The organism is Pseudomonas sp. LBUM1672, from assembly GCF_059695655.1.
This window is the reverse complement of sequence record NZ_CP166781.1, coordinates 2,673,596-2,695,345: the sequence shown is the minus strand read 5'-3', so window position 1 is coordinate 2,695,345 and position 21,750 is coordinate 2,673,596. Positions and strand designations below refer to the sequence as shown.

At 58.9% G+C, this 21,750-nt stretch carries 18 protein-coding genes, 1 tRNA gene and 2 pseudogenes; 11 read left to right on the top strand and 10 right to left on the bottom strand.

The window, feature by feature from the left end:
* The first annotated feature begins 359 nt into the window (after positions 1 to 359).
* Both ACA053_RS12400 and ACA053_RS12395 read left to right on the top strand, forming a co-directional pair.
* Entirely contained in the window at positions 360 to 1,043 is a 684-nt protein-coding gene (locus ACA053_RS12400; RefSeq protein ID WP_109630157.1) for a response regulator transcription factor, read from the top strand.
* A complete protein-coding gene (locus ACA053_RS12395) occupies positions 1,021 to 2,415 on the top strand; it encodes a sensor histidine kinase (RefSeq protein WP_497395700.1) in 1,395 nt (464 codons plus the stop codon). Before ACA053_RS12400 ends, ACA053_RS12395 begins: the two co-directional genes overlap by 23 nt.
* A gap of 179 nt (positions 2,416 to 2,594) precedes the next feature.
* Here ACA053_RS12395 and ACA053_RS12390 read toward each other — a convergent pair whose 3' ends face one another.
* From ACA053_RS12390 to ACA053_RS12380, 3 genes are read right to left on the bottom strand one after another with little or no spacing between them, the layout of a single operon-like run.
* Positions 2,595 to 3,005, bottom strand: a complete 411-nt coding sequence (locus ACA053_RS12390; RefSeq protein ID WP_109630149.1) for an SRPBCC family protein — start codon at positions 3,003 to 3,005, stop codon at positions 2,595 to 2,597.
* A 27-nt stretch (positions 3,006 to 3,032) separates the two neighbouring features.
* Complete coding sequence (locus ACA053_RS12385; RefSeq protein WP_109630147.1) at positions 3,033 to 3,830, bottom strand: SDR family NAD(P)-dependent oxidoreductase; 798 nt, start codon at positions 3,828 to 3,830, stop codon at positions 3,033 to 3,035.
* A gap of 11 nt (positions 3,831 to 3,841) precedes the next feature.
* Positions 3,842 to 4,849 (bottom strand): aldo/keto reductase, encoded by a 1,008-nt coding sequence (locus ACA053_RS12380; protein WP_497395698.1) that lies wholly within the window; start codon positions 4,847 to 4,849, stop codon positions 3,842 to 3,844.
* A 117-nt stretch (positions 4,850 to 4,966) separates the two neighbouring features.
* On the opposite strand from ACA053_RS12380, the gene ACA053_RS12375 reads away from it, so the two are divergent.
* The 3 genes from ACA053_RS12375 (at position 4,967) to ACA053_RS12365 (ending at position 8,038) form a co-directional block, all read left to right on the top strand.
* Positions 4,967 to 5,863 (top strand): LysR substrate-binding domain-containing protein, encoded by an 897-nt coding sequence (locus ACA053_RS12375; RefSeq protein WP_497317498.1) that lies wholly within the window; start codon positions 4,967 to 4,969, stop codon positions 5,861 to 5,863.
* Between the two features lie 608 nt (positions 5,864 to 6,471).
* On the top strand, positions 6,472 to 6,831 hold the full coding sequence (locus ACA053_RS12370; RefSeq protein WP_109630140.1) for a DUF6124 family protein: 360 nt from the start codon (positions 6,472 to 6,474) through the stop codon (positions 6,829 to 6,831).
* Positions 6,832 to 7,117: 286 nt separating this feature from the next.
* Positions 7,118 to 8,038 (top strand): LysR substrate-binding domain-containing protein, encoded by a 921-nt coding sequence (locus ACA053_RS12365; RefSeq protein ID WP_109630137.1) that lies wholly within the window; start codon positions 7,118 to 7,120, stop codon positions 8,036 to 8,038.
* On the opposite strand, the gene ACA053_RS12360 is transcribed toward ACA053_RS12365, so the two are convergent.
* From ACA053_RS12360 to ACA053_RS12340, 5 genes and pseudogenes are all read right to left on the bottom strand, one after another.
* On the bottom strand, positions 7,959 to 8,552 hold the full coding sequence (locus ACA053_RS12360; RefSeq protein ID WP_497395695.1) for a DinB family protein: 594 nt from the start codon (positions 8,550 to 8,552) through the stop codon (positions 7,959 to 7,961). The two genes, ACA053_RS12365 and ACA053_RS12360, sit on opposite strands and share 80 nt — an antisense overlap.
* Before the next feature lie 155 nt (positions 8,553 to 8,707).
* Positions 8,708 to 9,676 carry a Gfo/Idh/MocA family protein gene (locus ACA053_RS12355; RefSeq protein ID WP_497395693.1) on the bottom strand — a complete coding sequence of 323 codons (969 nt, stop codon included), beginning with the start codon at positions 9,674 to 9,676 and terminating at the stop codon, positions 8,708 to 8,710.
* Between the two features lie 16 nt (positions 9,677 to 9,692).
* Positions 9,693 to 10,580, bottom strand: a complete 888-nt coding sequence (locus ACA053_RS12350) for a Dyp-type peroxidase (protein ID WP_497395691.1) — start codon at positions 10,578 to 10,580, stop codon at positions 9,693 to 9,695.
* A gap of 216 nt (positions 10,581 to 10,796) precedes the next feature.
* A pseudogene (locus ACA053_RS12345) lies at positions 10,797 to 11,051 on the bottom strand (helix-turn-helix transcriptional regulator); the annotation flags it as partial.
* Positions 11,033 to 11,188 (bottom strand): annotated as a pseudogene (locus ACA053_RS12340) (twin-arginine translocation signal domain-containing protein); the annotation flags it as partial. The pseudogenes ACA053_RS12340 and ACA053_RS12345, both read right to left, overlap by 19 nt.
* 429 nt (positions 11,189 to 11,617) lie before the next feature.
* Here ACA053_RS12340 and ACA053_RS12335 point away from each other — a divergent pair.
* Both ACA053_RS12335 and ACA053_RS12330 read left to right on the top strand, forming a co-directional pair.
* On the top strand, positions 11,618 to 13,243 hold the full coding sequence (locus ACA053_RS12335; RefSeq protein WP_497317486.1) for an NADP-dependent glyceraldehyde-3-phosphate dehydrogenase: 1,626 nt from the start codon (positions 11,618 to 11,620) through the stop codon (positions 13,241 to 13,243).
* Positions 13,244 to 13,311: 68 nt separating this feature from the next.
* Positions 13,312 to 14,331, top strand: coding sequence for an FUSC family protein (locus tag ACA053_RS12330; protein WP_497395689.1), 1,020 nt, complete (start codon positions 13,312 to 13,314; stop codon positions 14,329 to 14,331).
* A 7-nt stretch (positions 14,332 to 14,338) separates the two neighbouring features.
* Here the strand turns inward: ACA053_RS12330 and ACA053_RS12325 are convergent, their stop codons facing one another.
* Complete coding sequence (locus tag ACA053_RS12325) at positions 14,339 to 15,232, bottom strand: DMT family transporter (protein ID WP_109630120.1); 894 nt, start codon at positions 15,230 to 15,232, stop codon at positions 14,339 to 14,341.
* Between the two features lie 135 nt (positions 15,233 to 15,367).
* Here ACA053_RS12325 and ACA053_RS12320 point away from each other — a divergent pair, with 135 nt between their 5' ends.
* Positions 15,368 to 15,805 (top strand): Lrp/AsnC family transcriptional regulator, encoded by a 438-nt coding sequence (locus tag ACA053_RS12320; RefSeq protein WP_008155029.1) that lies wholly within the window; start codon positions 15,368 to 15,370, stop codon positions 15,803 to 15,805.
* Between the two features lie 57 nt (positions 15,806 to 15,862).
* The gene (locus ACA053_RS12315) at positions 15,863 to 16,192 is read left to right on the top strand and encodes a YceK/YidQ family lipoprotein (RefSeq protein ID WP_497317483.1); all 330 of its coding nucleotides are present in this window, start codon (positions 15,863 to 15,865) and stop codon (positions 16,190 to 16,192) included.
* Positions 16,193 to 16,251: 59 nt separating this feature from the next.
* Here the strand turns inward: ACA053_RS12315 and ACA053_RS12310 are convergent, their stop codons facing one another.
* Positions 16,252 to 16,923: a Bax inhibitor-1/YccA family protein gene (locus ACA053_RS12310; protein WP_008006561.1), complete on the bottom strand. Its 672-nt coding sequence runs from the start codon at positions 16,921 to 16,923 to the stop codon at positions 16,252 to 16,254.
* A gap of 123 nt (positions 16,924 to 17,046) precedes the next feature.
* On the opposite strand from ACA053_RS12310, the gene ACA053_RS12305 reads away from it, so the two are divergent.
* Both ACA053_RS12305 and ACA053_RS12300 read left to right on the top strand, forming a co-directional pair.
* A tRNA-Ser gene (locus ACA053_RS12305) sits at positions 17,047 to 17,134 on the top strand.
* Between the two features lie 687 nt (positions 17,135 to 17,821).
* The gene (locus tag ACA053_RS12300; RefSeq protein ID WP_497395687.1) at positions 17,822 to 21,703 is read left to right on the top strand and encodes a hypothetical protein; all 3,882 of its coding nucleotides are present in this window, start codon (positions 17,822 to 17,824) and stop codon (positions 21,701 to 21,703) included.
* Positions 21,704 to 21,750 lie beyond the last annotated feature (47 nt).

Here is a 21,750-nt window from a genome sequence, read left to right as displayed (position 1 = left end):
AGGAAAGATGGTGTTACAACTCTTCGAATGAGTAATTGCAGTCACCGTGCCAGTCGCCAACTTTCAATAAATCGATTTATTTCAACTGCTTATAAATTTTGAACTTCCGAAATCCATGCAAATTGCAAGGAAGCGGCAATCGCAGCGGGTTTTATGCATTGGACGATCCAAAGCTCGCAGCCTCGTTTCACTCGACAGCGGCTACAGGGAATACGCATTACTCTGTAGCAGCTGTCGAGTGAAACGAGGCTGCGAGTTCTTGTCTTTCCTTCACGTGAAGTTTTATTTAGAAAGTCCGCAAGCATTTATTGGCAAAATGCTCCCACACTCTGCCATGAACTGACTATCAGGCCAGCCCTATGACCCGCATCTTGACCATCGAAGACGACGCCGTGACCGCCCGGGAAATCGTCGCCGAACTCAGTAGCCATGGCCTCGACGTCGATTGGGTCGACAATGGCCGCGAAGGCTTGGAGCGTGCGGTCAGCGGCAACTACGACCTGATCACCCTCGACCGCATGCTGCCGGAGCTCGATGGCCTGGCCATCGTCACCACGCTGCGGACCATGGGCGTGGCCACGCCGATCCTGATGATCAGCGCCCTCTCCGACGTCGATGAGCGGGTGCGCGGCTTGCGGGCGGGTGGTGATGATTACTTGACCAAGCCGTTTGCCACCGATGAAATGGCCGCCCGGGTTGAAGTGCTGCTTCGTCGCCAGAACACCGTGACCGCCCAGGCGACCACGCTGCGGGTCGCCGATCTGGAGTTGAACCTGATCAGCCATGAAGCCAGTCGCGACGATCAGCTGCTGACGCTGCTGCCCACCGAGTACAAGTTGCTGGAATTCCTGATGCGCAACACCGGGCAAATCCTCTCGCGGATGATGATCTTCGAAGAGGTCTGGGGTTATCACTTCGACCCGGGCACCAACCTGATCGACGTGCACATTGGCCGGCTGCGCAAGAAGATCGATCCGCCTGGCAAAGTCCCACTGATTCGGACCGTGCGAGGCTCGGGTTATGTCATTGCTGAACCCCTCTAACGGCTGGCGCTCTTCCAGCAGCCGCTTGCTCGCGCTCTACAGTTCGCTGTTCGTGATCTGGAGCGGAATTCTGATGGGGGTCATGTACTACGAAGTATCCGCGTACCTGGACAACCTGGCCAAGCACTCGCTGATGCAGCGTCAGCATCTGTTTTCGCACTTTAAGGGCGAGCAATTGGCCGACGCCCTCGCCGTCAGCATGACCTTCGACATTCGCGGCATAGACGCCTATGGCCTGTTCGATTCGCAGCACCGCTACCTCAGCGGCGCGCTGCGGCACATGCCCGAAGGCCTGCCGCTGGACGGCAAGATTCACATGCTCGGCGACTGCGCAGAGTCTGACGACCCCAGCCTGCCCACCGACAGTTGCGACGCGGTCGCGACCCAGACCAAGGACGGTCGCTGGCTGGTGCTGGTGCGCGATAACGGTTCGCTGTTTGCCGTGACCCGGATCATTCTGCACGCGTTGCTCTGGGGCGTGACGCTGACCATCCTGCCCGGCATCGCCGGTTGGCATCTGTTGCGACGGCGTCCGCTGCGGCGGATTCGGGCGATCCAGGCCAGCGCCGAGGCCATCGTCGCCGGCGACCTGACCCGACGCTTGCCGCTGTCCAACCGCCGCGATGAGCTGGACATGCTCGCGGCCATCGTCAACGCCATGCTCGAACGCATCGAACGCCTGATGAACGAGGTCAAGGGTGTGTGCGACAACATCGCCCACGACCTGCGCACACCGCTGACCCGCTTGCGGGCGCAGTTGTACCGGATCCAACAGCAGGCGGATGACGGCTCGACCCTGGCCGTGCAGCTCGATTCCGTCCTCGGTGAAGCGGATACGCTGATGGCACGGTTTCGCGGGTTGCTGCGGATTTCCGAACTGGAGGATCGCCAGCGCCGATCCGGTTTTGTGCAACTGGACCCAGTGCCGTTGTTGCAGGAACTGCATGACTTTTACCTGCCGCTGGCGGAGGAAGGCGAACTGGTGTTCAAGCTGCAACTGCCGGCATCGCTGCCGATGTTGAACGGTGATCGGGCGCTGTTGTTTGAAGCGGTGGCGAACCTGTTGAGCAACTCGATCAAATTCACACCGCCCGGTGGCGAGGTGATTTTGCGCGGGGTCAATGAAGGTGGGCGCACGCGAATCGAGGTGCTCGATTCAGGGCCCGGCATTGCGGAAAGCGAACGTGAAGCGGTGTTCCAGCGTTTTTATCGTGCCGAGGGCGGGAATCAGAAAAGCGGGTTCGGGTTGGGGCTGTCGATCGTTGCGGCGATTGTCAGCCTGCATGGGTTTGCGCTTGAAGTGGGCAGCAGTGAGTTGGGTGGTGCCCGGTTGGTGCTCGATTGCGGCCAAGATCTGATTCCACAGACCTGAAGCCACACACCATTTGGTAGCAGCTGCCGAGCCTGCGAGGTTGCGTTCGGCGACGCAGTCGTCGTAAACCCTGAGAACGCGGTTTTCCTGAAACACCGCAGGGGTTGATTTCACGACGACTGCGTCGCCGAACGCAGCCTCGCAGGCTCGGCAGCTGCTACAAAGGTTGCGTTGTACTTCTAGGTTGGGTAGTTCGCCCGCAGGGCCTCAAGCCCGCCCTGATAGATCCCGGCAAACAACGCCTCAACCTCGGCCTCACTGACACCGACGGGCGTAAACCGCCCCGACCAGGTCACCCGAGCCCCCTGCCCTTGAGCCTCTACCTTGATCGTCGCCAGGTACTCAGTCGCCGGAAACGGTGCCTGCAAAATCGAGTAGCTGTAGGTCTTGCCGGCGTTATCAAACGTCTCCAACCGCTCAACCACCACCGCGCCGTCGGACGTTTGCAGACTGCGCACTCGCCCGCCTTCACTCAGTTCGCTTTTCGGAATAAACGGCAGCCAGTCCGGCAGCGTGTCGAAGCCGCCAATCAATTGCCACACCGCATCGGCCGAAGCCGGAATATCAATAAACGCTGATGCCTTTGCCATGTAATGCTCTCTCTCAATCAATAAAATTCAGATCGCCATGCTGTCGACGACACCGCCGTCGACCCGCAATGCCGCGCCCGTCGTGGCCGAGGATAACGGCGAAGCGATGTAGGCCACCAGGTTGGCGACTTCCTCGACATCTGCCACGCGCTGGATGATCGAGGTCGGCCGCGCCTTGCGTACAAATGCGTCGGCTTCTTCCCGGACACTGCGCCCCGATTCGGCGGTGGCGTCCTTGAGCATTTGCTCCAGGCCATCGGTCAACGTCGGGCCCGGCAGGATCGCGTTGACCGTCACGCCAGTGCCCGCCAGCCGTTTGGCCAAGCCATGGGACACCGCAAGGTTGGCGCTTTTGGTCACGCCGTAATTGAGCATGTCGGCCGGGATCGCGATGCCCGATTCCGAGGACAGGAAAATCACCCGGCCCCAGCCCTGCTTGACCATGTCCGGCACGTAATGCCGGGACAGGCGCACGCCGGAGATCACGTTGACCTCATAGAAACGCGTCCACTCGCTGTCGGGCGTGTCGAAAAAATCCACCTCGTTGAAGATCCCGAGGTTGTTCACCAGGATGTCCGCGCGCGGTTCGGCGGCGAACAGTTGCTCAGCCCCTTCGGCCGTGCCGAGGTCGGCGGTCAGGCCGCGCAATTGCGCGCCCGGCACGCTCTGGCGAATGCTCGCCAGCGCCTGTTCGACCTTGGCCGTCTCGCGGCCGATCACCACCACCGTGGCGCCGGATTCGGCCAGCGCCTTGCTGATGCCCAGGCCAATGCCGGCAGTGCTGCCGCTGACAATGGCGAGTTTTCCAGTCAGATCGATCTTCATGCTCAAACTCCTCAGATTGGCAATGGAGCGCGTTCGCTCACCAGTTTCGCGTCACGCATCGCCTGCCAGAATGCAGCGGGGATCACGGCCGACAGTGCCGCAACATCTTCAGCAATCCGGTCCGGACGGCTGGAGCCCGGAATCACCGCCGCCACGGCCGGGTTGGCCAGCGAGAACTGCAAGGCTGCAGCCTTGATGTCGACACCGTGGGCAGCCGCGATGCGTTTGATCTGCTCGACTTTGTTGACGATGGCCGGGCTGGCTTTCTGGTATTCGAAGTGCGTACCGCCGGCCAGAATGCCCGAGCTGTAGGGACCGCCGACCACGATGTCAACGTTCTGCGCCAGCGCCGCGTCCATCAGACGTTGCAAGGCCCGGTCGTGGTCGAGAAGAGTGTAGCGACCCGCCAGCAGAAAACCGTCCGGCTGGGCTTCGGTCAGATCAAGGGTCAGTTCGCAAGGTTCGACCTTGTTCACGCCCAGGCCCCAGCCCTTGATCACGCCTTCTTCGCGCAAACGGGTCAGCACTTTGAACGCGCCGGTACGGGCCTGATTGAAATATTCCAGCCATTGATCGCCGTAGAAGTCCTGAGCGATGTCATGCACCCAGACGATGTCGAGGCGATCGGTTTGCAGGCGCTTGAGGCTGTCTTCGATCGAGCGCATCGTTGCGTCGGCGCTGTAGTCGTTGACGATCTTGTTCGGGCGGCCGTGTTCGAACACGCCGCTTTTTTCGCCGAGGTCGCGGGCCGACGCGTCTTCGACTTCATCGAGGATGACCCGGCCGACTTTGCTGCTCAGCACGTAGTCGTCGCGGTTGTATTGGGCCAGTGCGGTGCCCAGGCGAATCTCCGACAGGCCCGAGCCGTAGAACGGCGCGGTGTCGAAGTAACGCACGCCGGCATCCCAGGCGGCGTGCACGGTGGCCTGCGCCTCGTCTTCAGGAATGGCGCGGAACATGTTGCCCAATGGAGCGGTACCGAAACCCAGCGTGCCGGGCAGTTTGTCTTTCAAGCTCATGATTCAATCCTCGTCAGTTTCAGTGGTCAGTTGCCTGACCGTTGAGCAGATCCTAGATTGCGATGGTCGGACCGTCCAAGACATAATGTGCAGCACTTAAGTCCTGATAGGTCTGACATGATCGACATTCGCCAATTGCGCTACTTCGTCGTCGTCGCCGAAGAAGAACACGTCGGTCGCGCCGCCGAACGTTTGCACATCTCCCAGTCGCCCTTGAGCCGGCAGATCGCCCAGCTCGAAGAACGCCTGGGCCTGACCCTGTTCGAGCGCAGCCAACAGCGCATCCGCCTGACCCGCGACGGCCAGACGTTCCTCGCCGAAACCCGCGCCCTGCTGACCCACGCCAGCCGCCTCGAATCCCTGGGCAAGCGCCTCGGTCGCGGCGAAGAAGGCGGCTTGTGCATCGGCTACATCGAAAACGCCATGCACGCCGGCGTGTTGCCCAATGCCTTGCGGGTGCTGCGCGTCGACCGACCGAGCGTGCACGTTGCGCTGTACAACCTGAGCTCCGCCGAACAACTCGAAGGCCTGCGCCAGCGTAGTCTGGATATCGCGCTGGTCAGTGAACCGCCCGTCGCCGATGACCCGGACCTGCTGGGTTTTCAAGTGCTGGACGACCCGATGCTGCTGGCCCTGCCCGAACACCATCCCCTCGCCCAGCAGGCCACGCTGACCCCGGCGGACCTGGCCGATCAGGAATGGATCGGCGTGCAGCACCGCCAGAATTGCGCCAGCCGCGAAGACTTCGTCAGCGCCTGCATCCGCGCCGGTTTCACCCCGGACATTCGCATGGAAGCCACCGAGCCTTTCACTGCGTTGGGTCTGGTGGCGTCAGGACTGGGGATTGCGATGATTCAGAAAGGCTTGAGCCGCAACGCACCGCCGGGCGTGGTGCTGCGGGAAGTGCCGTGGATTTCGTTTACCACGCCCTTGTGGGCAGCGTGGCACCGGATCAATTTGCGGCCGTTGGTGGAGACGTTCAGGAAGGTGCTGACCGAGCCGGGCCCGCATTGATCGTTCCCACGCGTGGGAACGATCAAAAACCTTTTGGCCTGCAAAACCTCAATGTCTGGAGTTCACAAAACCCCTGTGGCGAGGGGATTTATCCCCGTTCGGCTGCGCAGCAGTCGCAAATCCTGTGCATGCGGTTTGACTGAATGACCGCGGCTGCAGGTTTTTGGGTTGCTGCGCAACCCACGGGGATAAATCCTCTCGCCACAGAGCTGGGTGGATGAATAGATCCTGTCGCGCTCGCCTGTTTAACACCGAAACAGCGCTTGTTTAAACACCCTCGAAGATACTTCCTGAAAGCTACAAATCCTTGCGCCGTTGCCTACGGCTGCGCCAGAATCCGCCGGCTTGTGCGCCTTGGGGCTGCTCGGTAACTTGATTCCCGTCACTGCCCATCAGTGATCGGGTTTAGTCGCCCGGCTAAGTTAAAGCGGTCGCATGAGTATTGTCAGTCAGGTATTCGCCTGTACTTTATGGCAGCTGTGCGCAAGGCGTCTTCGGACGCGCCGGATTTTTGCTTTTCCTTGCCGGTCGACTAACTTGCGCACGGCTGCCACCCCCTCGTTTAGTCGCGAGATGGTTGCGGCCCCTACTACAAAAGGGAAGCATCTATGTTCAAAGTAACGCCCAACCCACCGGACGCCGATCCGGCATCCCCGTATGAACCCGATTCAAAAAAACTCAACGAGGCCGCCGAGCGAGCCCTCGACTTCCACTTCCCATCGAACGCCGACATCAAAGCCACCCCGCGAACCCGCAGCACCCTGTTCTCCGTAGACCCCGAGGCCACGGCCGAAACCCTGGCGGTCTATCTGGTCGAAATACTCGCCTCGGTCGACGTGATGGTCCATCAGTTGGTGGATCATCTGGAGGGAGAGTCGCGCTACGCCCTGCTGGGTATCTCCAACAGCATCATGGTGGCGGAGATCACCGCGAACCGGGTGTTGGACAAGATTGATCTGCCCAAATAAGCGCCGCTTTCTGTGGCGAGGGAGCTTGCTCCCGCTGGGTCGCGAAGCGGCCCCAAAACCTGCAACTGCGGTCATTCAGGTACACCGCATGCACAGGGTTTACGACTGCTGCGCAGTCGAGCGGGAGCAAGCTCCCTCGCCACAGGTAAATCCCTGCGCCACGGGTAGGGCTTTCATTTCAGGTGGGTCTTGCATCACAGGTAACCCCCTCATCACCGGCGCTCTCTCGCCACAGGGTTTGATGCTTTACTGAAAAGACCCCAAAAACCCTGCGAGTAGCCCTCCCATGAACCGCAACGACCTGCGCCGCGTGGACATGAACCTGCTGGTGATTTTCGAAACGTTGATGTTCGAGAAGAACCTGACCCGGGCCGGGGAGAAGCTGTTCCTCGGTCAGCCTGCGGTCAGTGCTTCGCTGGCGAAGTTACGCGATCTGTTCGACGATCCGTTGCTGGTGCGCAACGGTCGGGTGCTGGAGCCGACCCAACGGGCGTTGGCGATTCTCAAGGAGTTGCAGCCGGCGATGGACACCATCTCCGGTGCGGTCAGCCGGGCCAAGGATTTCGACCCGTCGACCAGCCGTGATGTGTTTCGCATCGGCCTGTCCGACGACGCCGAGTTCGGTCTGTTTCCGCCGCTGCTCAAGCAGATACGCGAAGAAGCGCAGAACGTCGTGGTGGTGGTGCGGCGGGTGAATTACCTGTTGATGTCACCGATGCTCTCCTCCGGGGAGATTTCCGTCGGGATCAGCTACACCACGGAATTGCCGGCCAATGCCAAGCGCAAGAAGTTGCGGGACTTGAGCGTGAAGATTCTGCGTGGCGATAACCGTCCGGGTCCATTGACCCTGGATGAGTATTGCGAACGTCCCCATGCGCTGGTGTCGTTTTCCGGGGATTTGACCGGTGCCATCGACAACGATCTGGCACGCATCGGCCGCTCGCGGCGGGTGGTGCTGGCGGTGCCGCAGTTCTCCGGGCTGCGCGCCTTGCTGACCGGCACCGATATGCTGGCCACGGTGCCGGACTACGCGGCCTGTGCGTTGATCGAAGGCAGCAACCAGCTGCGAGCCGACGACCCGCCGTTTGACATCGTGCTGTCCGAACTGTCCATGGTCTGGAACGGGGTCAACGATAACGATCCGGCAGAACGTTGGTTGCGCTCGCGAATTGCCCAACACATGTCGGCTGAACTGCCGGTGCTCTGAGCGAGTTGAAATCCGGATCGGTCTCGCGCAGAAAGATCGGCATGTCGGTCATCGGCGGCATGGCGGGAATGTCGAAATACATCTGGATCACCCAGCCACGGTGATAACTGGCGTGATTGACCACGTGCAGCAGCATCGCGCCGGCGCTCATGGTGCCGCTTTCGCCCGAGACAAACGTGAACTCGACGGGTTTATCCAGCGACCTCTCTGTCTGTCGGGCGCTCCAGTTGCAATACCAGTGATCGATCTCCCTTTGCGCCATGTGCAAATCAGCGAGGTCGGGATGCAGCAGATCGTGTGAGGTTTTGAAGCCGTGCCCTCGGCCTTCGAGGTGAGCCTGCCAGATGCAGTCCACGACGTAGATGTGGTTCAGGGTGCCGATCATGTTCTTGAACACCGACACTCGCTCCTTGTTGACCTCCCCCGGCGGCAATGCGGCCAGGCTGTCAAAGAGGCGCTGATCGGCCCATTGCTTGTAATCGGCAAGCATGCGGGCGGTGCGTACGTTGATCATCAGAGTTCTCCCATTACGATGGGCGCACTGGCAAGCATAGACCGCTCGGCGTACCGCATCGCAATGGCTGATAACCGGCACTGTGCCACAACGCAGCCTCGCGGTGGTCGGCAGCTGATCCAGCGATTCCGTTTCGTGAGTGAACTCGGGAGGGTTCAGGTGCGCTTGAGGATCTGGTCCATCACCCAATCGGTTTTCAGCGCCTGTTCGGCCACCGCCGGATGCTGCGAAACGCCACGGATGTGAGCGTTCATGCCCAGCACGTGATGCCACTGGATGTGCTCGTGATGGTCGATGAGCAGGCTCAGGTGCTCATCCGCTTCAAGCTGCAACGGGTGTTCATCGAACACTGAAAAACTGATCCGGCCCTTGCTGCCGATCAGCTCGACCCGGTCTTCTCGGCGATCTGCCACGAAATTCCAGCAGCCCATGCCCAGGGCACCCGAAGCGAACCGCCAACTGGCGCTGACGGCGTCTTCGGCGGCATACAAACCGGCCTGCCGCGCGGTGAAACCGGCGACTTCGACGATATCGCCGAGCAGATACTGGAACAGGTCAAGACCATGACTGGCCAGGTCGGCGAAGTAGCCGCCGCCGGCCATCACCGGATTCGTGCGCCAATTGTCGGCGCCACCCAGATCGTTCGGGGAAGGTGCTTTGGTCAGGGTCCAGGACAGATGCCGCACCTCGCCGATCCGCCCCTCCTCCAACCACTGCCGCACGTGTTGAAAGCGCGGTAGCGAGCGTCGGTAATAGGACACGAACAGGTGCAATCCGGCGTCGGCAAAGACCTGTTGCATCTCGCGGCTTTGCCCGGCATTCAGCGACATCGGTTTTTCGACGCAGCAATGCTTGCCGGCCGCAGCGACCATCAAGCTATAGGCATGGTGACTGTCGGGGGGCGTGGCGATGTACACCGCGTCCACCTCGGGATCATCGATCAGCGCCTGTGCATCGGTGTAAACCCGGGCGATGCCGTGGCGTGCGGCGTAGTCGGTGACCGCCTCCAGGCGTCGCCCCATCACTGCCACCAGCGCCGAACCGGGGGCCTTGTAAAAGGCCGGCCCACTCTTGCGTTCGGCGACACTGCCACAACCGATCATGCCCCAGCGTACGACGTCCATGTTTTCTCCTTGATCCTTAGCCTATGCGCAAGGCGCGCAGGTCCAGATGACCGTCCTTGAGCGGCGGGCACCAATAGTAACCGCCAGTGATCGGGCGGCTGATGCGGTACAAACCGTCGGTGATGCCATCTTCCAGTCCGCTCATGCGTCGCAGCTGGGCCTCGAACGCATCGAGGGAAAAACCGAACGCCAGGAACATCAGGCCGGCACGATCCCCTTCGATCCACGGCATCGAGCGACGGACCACGAACGCCTCGGGGGCGAAGCTTTCCTGGGCCGTGCGTTTGACGTGGGCGGAAATCGGCGCGTCATCCAGCTCTTCGTTATCGCTCAAGCGTCGGCCCATGATGTTGTCCTTTTCATGGGACGGCATCGCGTGGAAGCCTTTCAGGTCGTGCTGCCACTGCTGGATCGCGGCGAAGCTGCCACCGACCAGGCCTTCAGCGCCGTCGCCCAACAGCGCGGCGGCCATGGCGGCTTCGTCGTGCGGGTTTTCGGTGCCGTCTTCGTAGCCGGTCAGGTCGTGGCCGGTCATGTGGCGGAAGGTTTCGTTCATCTGCACCAGGCGCAGGGCCGGGGCCAGCGCGGCTTCGATGGCGTGGCTGCGATTGAGCAACTCGCCACGGTCGACACCGTGCAACCAGCACCAGAGCGCGTGTTGGGTCGACGGGTTATCGACGCCGACACCGGTCAGCGCCGGAAACGGTCGCAGGCCATCGATTTGCGCGTGCAGAGCCTTGACCAGGGATTCACCAAAGCCGACCACCACCGACTTTCCGTCCACCAGCTGCATCAAGTTATCGAGCGCGGCTGGCAAGGATTCGGCGGATTCGAGGGCGAAGAACATATGACGGGCTTGAGGCGGAACGGGGGTGGCGAGAATGCCCGGCTGGTAGTAACTCATATGAACTCCTTGAAAAAGAGCGCGGAGTTTAACCGGGGATGAGCCTTTCTGTGCACTCCCTGTCGCAGCTCCCTTGTGGTGAGGGGATTTATCCCCGTTCGGCGGCGAAGCCGTCGTGAAATGAGACAACTCGGTGCGCCAGATAGACCGTGCGTTCAGGTTTTACGACTGCTACGCAGCCGAACGGGGATAAATCCCCTCACCACAAGTCAGTTGCTACATGGGATTTGTTGAGAGTGGGGATTCATTGCGAAACGCGCTCGGGCTCATGCCGGTCCAGCGTTTGAAGGCTCGGCGAAAGCTGCGCACGTCGCTGTAGCCGACTTCTTCGGTGATGCGCTCGATGGACAGGTCCGGATTGGCCAGCAGGCTCATCGTCCGGGCCTGGCGTACTTGTTCCAGCAGCGTCTCGAAAGTCAGCGCATGTTCGGTCAGGCGCCGACGCAAGGTGCGGCTGCCGGCAAGCAACTCTGGCCGCCCGACCAGTTACGCCAGGGAATCAGCCGTGGCCCGCGCAGGAACTCGGCCAACGCGGGGGTTGAGCCCAGCGCGGTGAAGGCGCCAATGACGCTCGCCCGTTGCAGCAGTTGGCGCCGTGTTAAATCCATCGTCATGAATCGCATCCGCCGTTCTTATTGTGGGAATGGCGTTGGCCGTCGCCGTGCACCGCCGGGCTTTTCCGCTCATCACCACAACCGCTCAGCAGCGCGGCGAAGATGCCGCCCATCAACGCCAAACAAAGGCTAGGCTTTTCAGAGACTCGACTGGCCCGCATGGTTGTCCTCTCGTTGGGCATCCCTCGCGGGGAGCACTTTTTATTGTGATCAGGCACAGGTCAACACTAAGGCACCAACGCGCACGGGTTGAGGGCATCGGGGGCCAACAAGGGGGGCATCTGAGGCCATGACCGTAGGTGCCGGCCGTTCCACGATCGAAAACCCTGAACCGCCGAACGATGAGATGAGTCATGACAAGCGAGGCCGAGGTCTGCTAAAACGATTCATCAGTTCATCACCCAATCCAGACGGGGTAGCGACATGACCACAGCACACATCCTTGGCAACCTGTTTCCCGATTCAAGCGACATCCCGGAAAAATACCGCCTCGACGGTCAGACCGAGCAGCGTGAATACCTGGTCGATGGCGAACTGAAAACCTGGTCCGGCCCCCTCGCCCAAGTCCGCAGTCCCGTGTACCTGACCGGCGAAAATGGCGACGAACAAGTGATCCTCGGCAGCACGCCGCTGCTCGACGCTGAAACTGCATTGACCGCACTGGACGCCGCCGTCCGCGCCTATGACCGGGGTCAGGGACTGTGGCCGACCATGCGCGTGGCCGAACGCATCCAGCACGTCGAAACATTTCTGGGCCTCATGCGCGAACAGCGTGAGGCGGTGGTCAAGCTGCTGATGTGGGAGATCGGCAAGAACCTCAAGGACTCCGAGAAAGAGTTCGATCGCACTTGCGATTACATTGTCGACACCATCAACGCCCTCAAGGAACTCGACCGCCGCTCCAGCCGCTTCGAGCTGGAACAGGACACCCTCGGGCAGATCCGCCGCGTTCCACTGGGCGTCGCCTTGTGCATGGGCCCTTACAACTACCCGCTGAACGAAACCTTCACCACGCTGATTCCGGCGCTGATCATGGGCAACACCGTGGTGTTCAAACCGGCCAAGCTGGGCGTGCTGTTGATTCGTCCGCTGCTGGAAGCTTTTCGCGACAGCTTCCCGGCCGGGGTGATCAACGTGATCTACGGCAGCGGCCGCGAGACCGTCAGCGCGCTGATGGCCAGCGGCAAGATCGATATCTTTGCGTTTATCGGCACCAACAAAGCCGCCAGCGACCTGAAAAAACTCCACCCGAAACCCCACCGCTTGCGCGCAGCATTGGGCCTGGATGCGAAGAACCCGGGCATCGTGTTGCCGGAGGTCGATCTGGACAACGCGGTCAACGAAGCAGTGACCGGCTCGCTGTCGTTCAACGGTCAGCGTTGCACCGCCCTGAAAATCCTCTTCGTCCATGAAGACGTGGTCGAATCGTTCATCGAGAAATTCAACGCCAAACTGGCCACCCTGAAACCGGGTATGCCGTGGGAAAGCGGTGTTGCGCTGACGCCGCTGCCGGAAGCGAGCAAGGTCGATTACCTGCACTCGCTGGTCGCGGACGCGGTCAGCAAAGGCGCCAGGGTGGTGAACCCGAATGGCGGTGAGGCACGGGCGTCGTTCTTCTACCCGGCGGTGTTGTTCCCGGTGACGCCGCAGATGCGCGTCTATCAGGAAGAGCAGTTTGGCCCGGTGGTGCCAATCGTGCCTTACCGGCATCTCGACACAGTGATCGACTACGTCCTGGAGTCGGACTTCGGCCAGCAGTTGAGTATCTTCGGCACCAACCCGGTGGCGGTCGGTCGGCTGGTGGACACCTTTGCCAACCAAGTCGGCCGGATCAACCTCAACGCCCAGTGCCAGCGCGGCCCGGACACCTACCCGTTCAACGGCCGCAAAAACTCCGCCGAAGGCACGCTGTCGGTGCATGACGCGTTGCGGGTGTTCTCTATCCGCACGCTGGTGGCAACCAAGTTCCAGGAAACCAATAAAGAACTCATCAGCGAGATCATCAGCGGACGCAGTTCGAGTTTCCTGACCACCGATTACATCTTCTGAGGACACCAAGCCTGAACACGTTCAGAGCCCATCGACTGCCACCGCTGCTGCGTCGGCTACTGCGTCCGTTGCTGGACCCGTACCGGCGCTACCGCCACGCGAAACTGATCCACGCGGTCCGCGTGTCGCTGGGGTTGCTGGCATCGATCGTGCTGACCACCGGCATCAACCTGCCCCACGGTGAGTGGGCGTCGGTGACGATGCTGGTGGTGATCGGCGGTTTGCAGCACCACGGCAACATCGGCAAAAAAGCCGCCGAGCGCGCCGTCGGCACGTTGATCGGCGCCACCATCGGCTTGCTGTTGGTGGCGCAACAGGCCTGGCTCGGAATGCCGTGGCTGACCTATTTTGTGATGTCGGTGGTGTGCGGATTCTTCTCGTATCACGCCATCGGCAAGGGCGGTTACACCGCGTTGCTGGCGGGGATCACGGTGTTTATTGTCGCCGGGCATGGTGACAACCCGATCTCCGACGGACTGTGGCGCGGCGTGGATATTCTGATTGGCGTGGCGTTGGCCCTGGCCTTTTCCTTCGCCCTGCCGTCGTATGCGGTTTATTCCTGGCGCTACAACCTGGCCAACTCGCTGCGCGATTGCGCGACGATTTACGGGCGCATCATCGATGGTCAGTCCGTCTCCGATGACGAACACCTGAAGATCATGAATCGCCTGAACGCAGCGATGGTGCAACTGCGTTCGCTGATGCCGTCGGTGTCCAAGGAAGTGAAGATTTCCATGACTGAGCTCGATGCCATCCAGCGCAATTTGCGGATGTGCGTCAGCACCCTGGAGATCCTCGGCAACACCCGGCCCGATGCCAACGATCGCGACGCCATGGCCCATCTGCAATCGAGTTTCAAAGCCGAGCACCGGCAGATTCGCGTGCAACTGATCGGCATGGCCCGGGCGCTGAAAACCGGCGCATCGCAGCGCCTCAGTCGTTCTGTCGATTTGCCGGTTGATTCAAGTCTCGAAGCGCCCGTTTATAACGCGCTGGACGGCTATCGGTTATTGATCCGCCAGTTCGCATCGAACATCGGCGAGATGCGCCAGCGACTGGCCAAGACCGCGCCGCGCTGGAACATCTGACGCCTGTTTATTGGGTGACCGCGCGACGAGTCTTCAGGCCCCAGCCCTGCTGCATGCCAGCGGCGGCCAGCAGAATCGCGGCAACACCGATCCATTGCAGCGGCTCCAGGCGGTGGCCGAAGGCAAACCAGTCCACGAAAATCGCCGCAATCGGGTAGATGAACGACAACGCGCCGGTCAATGCCGTCGGCAGTTTCTGAATCGCGCCGTACAGCAGGACATACATCACGCCGGTGTGAACAATGCCCAGCGTCACCAGGCTGGCCCAGGCACTGGGCGCTTGCGGCAACGCTGAAAAGTGCGCAAATGGCGCGAGCAGCAGCACGCCGGTGCTGACCTGGATCAGAGCAATCAAGTGCGGTGGCGTGCCGGTCAGGTGTTTGATGATCAACGCCGCAATCGCGTACAGAAACGCAGCGCCCAACGCCAGGCCGATGCCCATCAGGTAATCGTTGCCACTCGCGCCCTGCTCGCCATGTGCGCTGACAATCGCCAGCATCCCGAGAAACGAAATACCCAGCCAGAACAGCTTTTGCAGGGTGATTTTCTCGCCCAGAAACAGCGCCGCCAACCCGACCAGCATGAACGGCTGGACGTTATAAACCGCCGTACCAATGGCAATCGACGCGCGAGAATAAGAGGCGAACAACAGCACCCAGTTGCCGACAATCGCCACGCCGCTGAGCACCGCCAGCAAGAACGTGGTGCGGGTGAGGATGCCCGGGCGCAGAAAGCCGAATGCCGCGCAGATCAGCAACAGCGTGCCGGCGCCGAACACGCACCGCCAGAACACCACGTCCAGCACGGGCTGCCCGGACACCAGCACGAACCAACCGATGGTCCCGGAGATCAGCATGGCGGCGGTCATTTCAAATGAACCGCGACGTATTGTTTTGTCCATCATCAGACTCCTGTGATTGAGCCCAAATTATGCCAATCCGCCCAAGGGCTTCTCCAGCGCAAAAAGCAGGCTAAACTCGGTTTCTGCCTTTTTTATCAAGGCGTATTCCGTCAACTGCCTAACAGAGGATTTGCCATGACCGACGACATCGACCAAGTGCTCATCACCGCATTAATGGAAGATTCCCGCCGTTCGCTCAAGGCCCTGGCGCAGATCAGCGGCTTGTCCTCACCCAGCGTTGCCGAGCGTTTGCGCAGGCTGGAAGAGCGTGGCGTGCTCAAGGGTTACACCGTCGAAATCGACCCGAAATGCTTCGGCTATCAACTGCAGGCCATCGTACGGATACGCCCGTTGCCGGGCCAGTTGCAGGAAGTCGAGCGGCAGATTCAGGCCATCCCCGAATTCACCGAGTGCGACAAAGTTACCGGCGACGACTGTTTCATCGCGCGCCTGCATGTTCGCTCGATGGAGCAACTGGACACCCTGCTCGACCGCCTCAACACCCACGCCGAAACCAACACCGCCATCGTCAAGAAGACCCCGGTCAAACGCCGCTTGCCACCGATGGCTTGAGTGCGGTTTTGATTGGAAACGCGTAAATTGACAGTTTTCCGGCGAAGGATTGGCGGTATGAAAATTCAGGTGGTTTTACTCGCGGCATTGATGCTGACGGGTTGCGGTACGGTACAGACTGTGATTCGCGGTGACGAAGTGGCGGCGAAGGATCTCAAGGAGTACAAAAGTTACTGCGGTGCCGTTCCCCGTATCTACAGCGGCGTGACTTACGATTTCTGCATGCTCAATGCTCCCCTGCAAAAAGGACGGGATGCGCAGGTGCATGACAGTGCTCCGGCCATTGTCCTCATCGACGTAGTCATTTCCGGCGCCCTCGATACGTTGCTCCTGCCCTATACCATCTACCGCCAGCAGGCCGATGGCAGCATTATCATCACGGAATAAACCCGAACTCCGGGCGATAAAAAACCCGCCTGAGCGGGTTTTTTATTTAGAACCTGCGATTAATCATCGCGGCTCATGATGCCGAACAGCTGCAACAAGCTGACGAACAGGTTGTAGATCGATACATACAGGCTGATCGTCGCCATGATGTAGTTACGCTCGCCGCCGTGAATGATGGCGCTGGTCTGGAACAGAATGCAGACCGAGGAGAACAGCACGAAACCTGCGCTGATCGCCAGTTGCAGACCGCTGATCTGGAAGAAGAAGCTCGCCAGCGTCGCGCCCAGCAGTACAAAGAAACCTGCGGTGATGAAACCACCGAGGAAGCTCATGTCCTTGCGGGTGATCAGCACGTAGGCCGACAGACCACCGAACACCAGCGCGGTCATCGCGAAAGCCGAACTGACGACTTCAGCGCCGCCCTGCATGCCCAGGTAACGGTTGAGGATCGGGCCGAGCAGGAACCCCATGAAACCAGTCAGGGCAAATGCCGACACCAGGCCCCAGGCCGAGTCACGGAGCTTGTTGGTGAGGAAGAAAAGCCCGTAGAAACCGATCAGCACCACGAAAATATTCGGGTAGCCGACACGCATCTGCTGAGCGACGAACGCCATCACGCCGCTGAATGCGAGGGTGAGAGCGAGCAAGCCGTATGTGTTGCGCAGGACGCGGCTAACCTCTAGCTGCTCAGCCTGCACGCTGTTATTAACTGCGTAATCCTGTTCGCGCATGGCGACACTCCTGTTGGTTTGAAACGTTCAGTCGCAAAGATCATAACAGACGCTCTGTAACAAGCCATGCAGAGAGTTTGACAGTGTGTTTCATTCAGGTATTATGGCGCCCGCAACGCAAACGGAGGTGTGGCCGAGTGGTTTAAGGCAACGGTCTTGAAAACCGTCGACTGTAACAGGTCCATGAGTTCGAATCCCATCGCCTCCGCCATATTTAAACGCTAAAGCCCTGATTATTCAGGGCTTTTTCGTTTCTGGCTTTTGACAAAACCCTGCAGCCCATACTTCAGCCCATACCTTGGATAAATCATCGTTTTTCGACGAGCGGCTAACATTTGAACCCCTCATCGCTGGCAATCAGTGCGGTAGCAAGGCTCAATCAGGTATGAAACGCGAAAGCATGTGGGGCCTAGGTTAACAAATAAAACGCATTCGAAAACGCCGCTCAATGAGCGGCGTTTTCGACTTTGTGGTGGGATGGAAACGAAGGCAGCAATCGGCCCAGAGTGTATAAAAACGCTTCGCCAAAATTGAGATCTGCGCGTCTACGTTAAATCTGCAATTTATCGGCACGTCAGCAGATGTGGATTTTGCGTAGAAGCGCGATTTCGAGTCCGGTTTTGAGTACTTGTCGCGCTGAAGGACGTTTTGACACCGCCTCGGCCAGAATCAGTCATCGAGCCTGCCAAGCAGTGGCACCGAAGACGCCAAACCTCACCACGAGCGGGGGCTACCGGCCAGAGGTGAACACCCGGAGGATTCTGGATTTCCCGGTTTGGTTGGCAGCATGCTAGCCGGATGGAACCAACCCTCGACTATTACGTCTCGCCAGTCCTTGCTGCGTCAAAAGCGCCTTCAGGCTATAAGCTAAGGCTTCAGTCAGCCTGACGCCCCCAAAATGCACACATTATTTCACGTAGATGCAGCGGACATAAAAGCCCTGAACGACGAGCAAGCACGCGCACTGATCGCAAGATTGTGTCGGGCTGAGATTCGCAAGCACGGGGGCTCCGAGTCGGCCGTCACCTGGGGTGGCGATCAAAGAGCAAAAGATGGAGGGGTGGACGTCAGGGTAGAGATAAATCCGCCACTGGGGATATCTGGCTATCTGCCCAATGACAACACAGCCATTCAGGTAAAGGCCGAAGTGTTCCCCCCCAGCAAGATACCTGGGGAAATGGCGCCCAAGGGAGTGCTAAGACAAGCAATACGCGACCTCGCTACGACCAAAGGAAGTTACGTCATTGCCGCGACGCGAGACGACACCTCCGAGTCCGCTCTCGATCTACGACTTAATGCGATGAGAGATTGCTTGTCGGCCAACGGCCTCGGCTCCTCGCCGCGTGTTGCCTTCTATGACGCAAGAAAGATTGCAGACTGGGTCGAGCAACACCCAGCGATCGTAGCTTGGGTCAAACACCAGCTAGGCAAGCCACTTGTGGGTTGGCGCCCATACTCGGGTTGGGCCTACCAGGAGACGACCGTCGACTCAGAATATCTGCTCGATGATCGAGTCAAAGTGTTCACGCCTGACGCCGAGAAGGGCATCAATGTCTCGGCCACTATTGATCGCCTGCGTATCGACCTGTCGAAGGGGGCAAGCGTACGCATTGTCGGCTTATCTGGCGTCGGCAAAACGAGATTAGTGCAGGCGCTCTTCGATCCGCGTGTACAGGCGAATCAGGCTGCGCTGAGTGCTGATGACGTGCTGTATACGGACCTTTCAGATGGACCGTCACCGCAACCTTCAGCGATGCTCGAAGCGCTGATTGAAGACGGAAGTCAGTGTGTTCTCGTCGTGGACAACTGCGGAGCTGACACTCATCAGAAGCTCACCGAACTGCTTAAGAGGTCTAGCAACAAGATTGGCCTGGTTACTGTTGAGTACGATGTTCGAGACGACTTACCAGACGCCACGAGGTGCTACCGTCTCGAAGGCTCCTCTGATGACGTAATTAGGCAGCTCCTTCAGCGGCGCTATCCGATCCTATCAATCAGTGATGTTGATACCATCACGGCATTCTCAGACGGTAACGCTCGCGTCGCGTTTGCGTTGGCAGCGACGGTAACGACGACTGGTGAACTTGCACGGTTGCGAGACTCCGAGCTGTTCAAGCGCCTGTTTCATCAGAAGAACGTCGAGAATGAAGATCTTCTCAGATGCGCGGAAGCGGCCAGTATCCTGTACTCGCTTGACGGCGAGGACGATGGCCCAGGGTCAGAACTCAACAATATTGCCGCTGTTGCTGACGTTTCATTGATCACCCTACAGAGGAAAGTCGTTGATCTACAGCGTAGAGGTCTCGTACAGGCGCGTGGCAAATGGCGTGCTGTTTTGCCACACGCGATTGCTAATCGACTCGCAGCCCAGGCACTAGAAGCGATACCCAAATCGCAAATCGTGAATATCTTTGTCGATACCGCTACCGACCGTGTTGTCCGGTCGTTCTCGCGGCGACTTGGTTACCTACATGAAAGCGCAAAAGCCGCCGAGCTCATACGGGACTGGCTCTCGCCATCCGGGCGTTTTGGCGACCTATCGGCTCTCAATGACATTGGCCATGAGATCTTTCACAACATTGCACCTGTATCTCCGAAGGGCGCCCTAGCGGCGATTGGACGGGCTGCCAATATCCCTAGCTTTCTTTCGGGCGACAACAGCAAGCTTGCCCAGTATGCGCATACGTTGAAAGCCATCGCGTTTGAAGAAGAAGATTTCGATATAGCCGCCGATATTCTTGTCCGGCTCGCCTTGGTAAATCCCGACGGAAATCGGGGACAGGAATCTATTGTGGAAATTCTAAAGTCTCTGTTTTTCTGCCTGCTATCCGGTACGAATGCCCCCCCAAATCAAAGGGCAGAGTTCGTCAGTAAATTGCTTGAATCCGGCGATGCAGAGCGAGAGCAGTTGGGGTTGTTGGCGCTGGATGCGGCGCTTGAGGCATGGCATTTTACCTCCGTGAGCAGATTCGATTTCGGAGCTCGAAAGCGGAGCGAGGGATGGGCTCCGGTATCCCGCTCAGACGTTGAGGCGTGGTTTATGCCATTCATCCGTATGGCACTCGACATTGGTAAACAGAAGTCCGACCTTGCTGAAAGTTGCAGATTTATTTTGGGTCGCCGCTTAAGAGGACTTTGGGTAGGCACGAATCTGAGGCCAGAAGTGTGTGCAGCCGTAAAAGAACTGGCTTCAGCCGTGAGCTGGCCTGAAGGTTGGTTTGGAGTCAAAAGCATCCTTCGATTTGACTTGGGCAAATGCGATGAGTCAATTCAGAACGAGCTGCGCGAGCTGGAGAATCTTCTCAAGCCGAAGGCTATACCTGACATGATTCGAGCTCGACTTCTAGAATCGAATCAATTCGACCTAGATCTTGATGACGATGATGCAGATCAGCGCGCTGAAACGACTGGTGAACGCATCCGCAGATCAAACCAGGCCGTGGAGGAGCTTGGGGAGGCTGCTGCCACCATTGAAGGACTTCTTTTGGAGTTACTCCCGAAATTGATCACAACCAAGTCAGGAGCCAGTGCATTTCATTTGGGGGTTGGGGTTGGAAAGCAAGTTGCGGACCCAAGCTGGATTTTGGATGCGGCAAAGGAACATATCGCCACTGCCACGCCTGGAACAGTCGGTGTCTTTTTCCTTCGCGGCTTGCTCAACGGCTGGCATCACGCATCTCCCGCTTCTGCCGATGAGTTTCTCGACAGCGCAGTGAGTGATGCAATTTGGGTCAAGTGGATCATGGATCTGCATTGCAGCATTCCGATGAACCAAGCGGCTTACGCTCGAATCCACCAATCAATCAAGGCCGGAAATACTCCTGCCTGGCAATACTCCTATCTCAGGATGGGCAGACAAACCGACTCATTTTCTGTTGCAGAGATTGGTGAGTTGCTTTCTGCGATAGCACTGCTGCCTGATGGTGGTGTCGTGTTTCTTGATGTCCTTTCCATGGTCGTCCACTGCGCGTCAGATCACGATGATGCGTATAAAGAATCACTGGCGGCAACCTGCCTAAATCTTCTGGGCTCAGCCGAATGGGGAAAGGTTCTTGGGGATCGTGCCAATAGCGGTTACCGCCTTAAGAGCATATTGGAGTTTTCGCTGAAGCGATTAGCTTCTTCCGAAGCGGCGCTGGAGGTACTGAACGATCTAGTTGCCTTTGCGCGTACGAAGGAATGTAGTTATTCCGATAGGAATGTCATAAAAGACGCCATCTCGCCGTTCCTCACGCACATGCCGCGACGAGCGCTCGACGCAATCTATGTTCCCGGTGAAGAAGCTTACTACCGTCAGATGTCGCCGGTGATTGGGCGCCCTTACAGTGATCGGAAAGAGACAGCAATCAGCGTAGTCCCATTGGACGTATTGATCGATTGGTGTAATGCCTCGCCGTCTGATCGTTACATTTTCGCGGCACGGAGCTGTAAGCTATTCGATACCCGAAGTCGAGCGAGTGAAGAACATGCCAATATCGACTCTGTGGAAGATTCTGAGTTGGTTATTTCGGAGGCCGCGCTCGCTGTGCTCGCTAATGCTCCTGATAAGAAGGCTGTAATCGAGGGCTATTTAATGCGATTTACGCCTTCAGGCTGGTCCGGGTCTTTGGCCGAAATCCTGAAGAAACGGATTCCGCTTCTCGATGCGCTGAATCTTGGCAACGAGGAAGAGCTGAAGCCCGTATTAGCGACAGCTAGAGCGAGCCTCGAACGAAGAATCGCAGCGGAGGAGCTTCGCGAGGACGAAGAAGAGCGCGAGCGTACTGGTAGCTTCGAATAGGCTAGCCCGATGCATCCATTGGCCTATAGCTGCCCGTCCTAACCGGC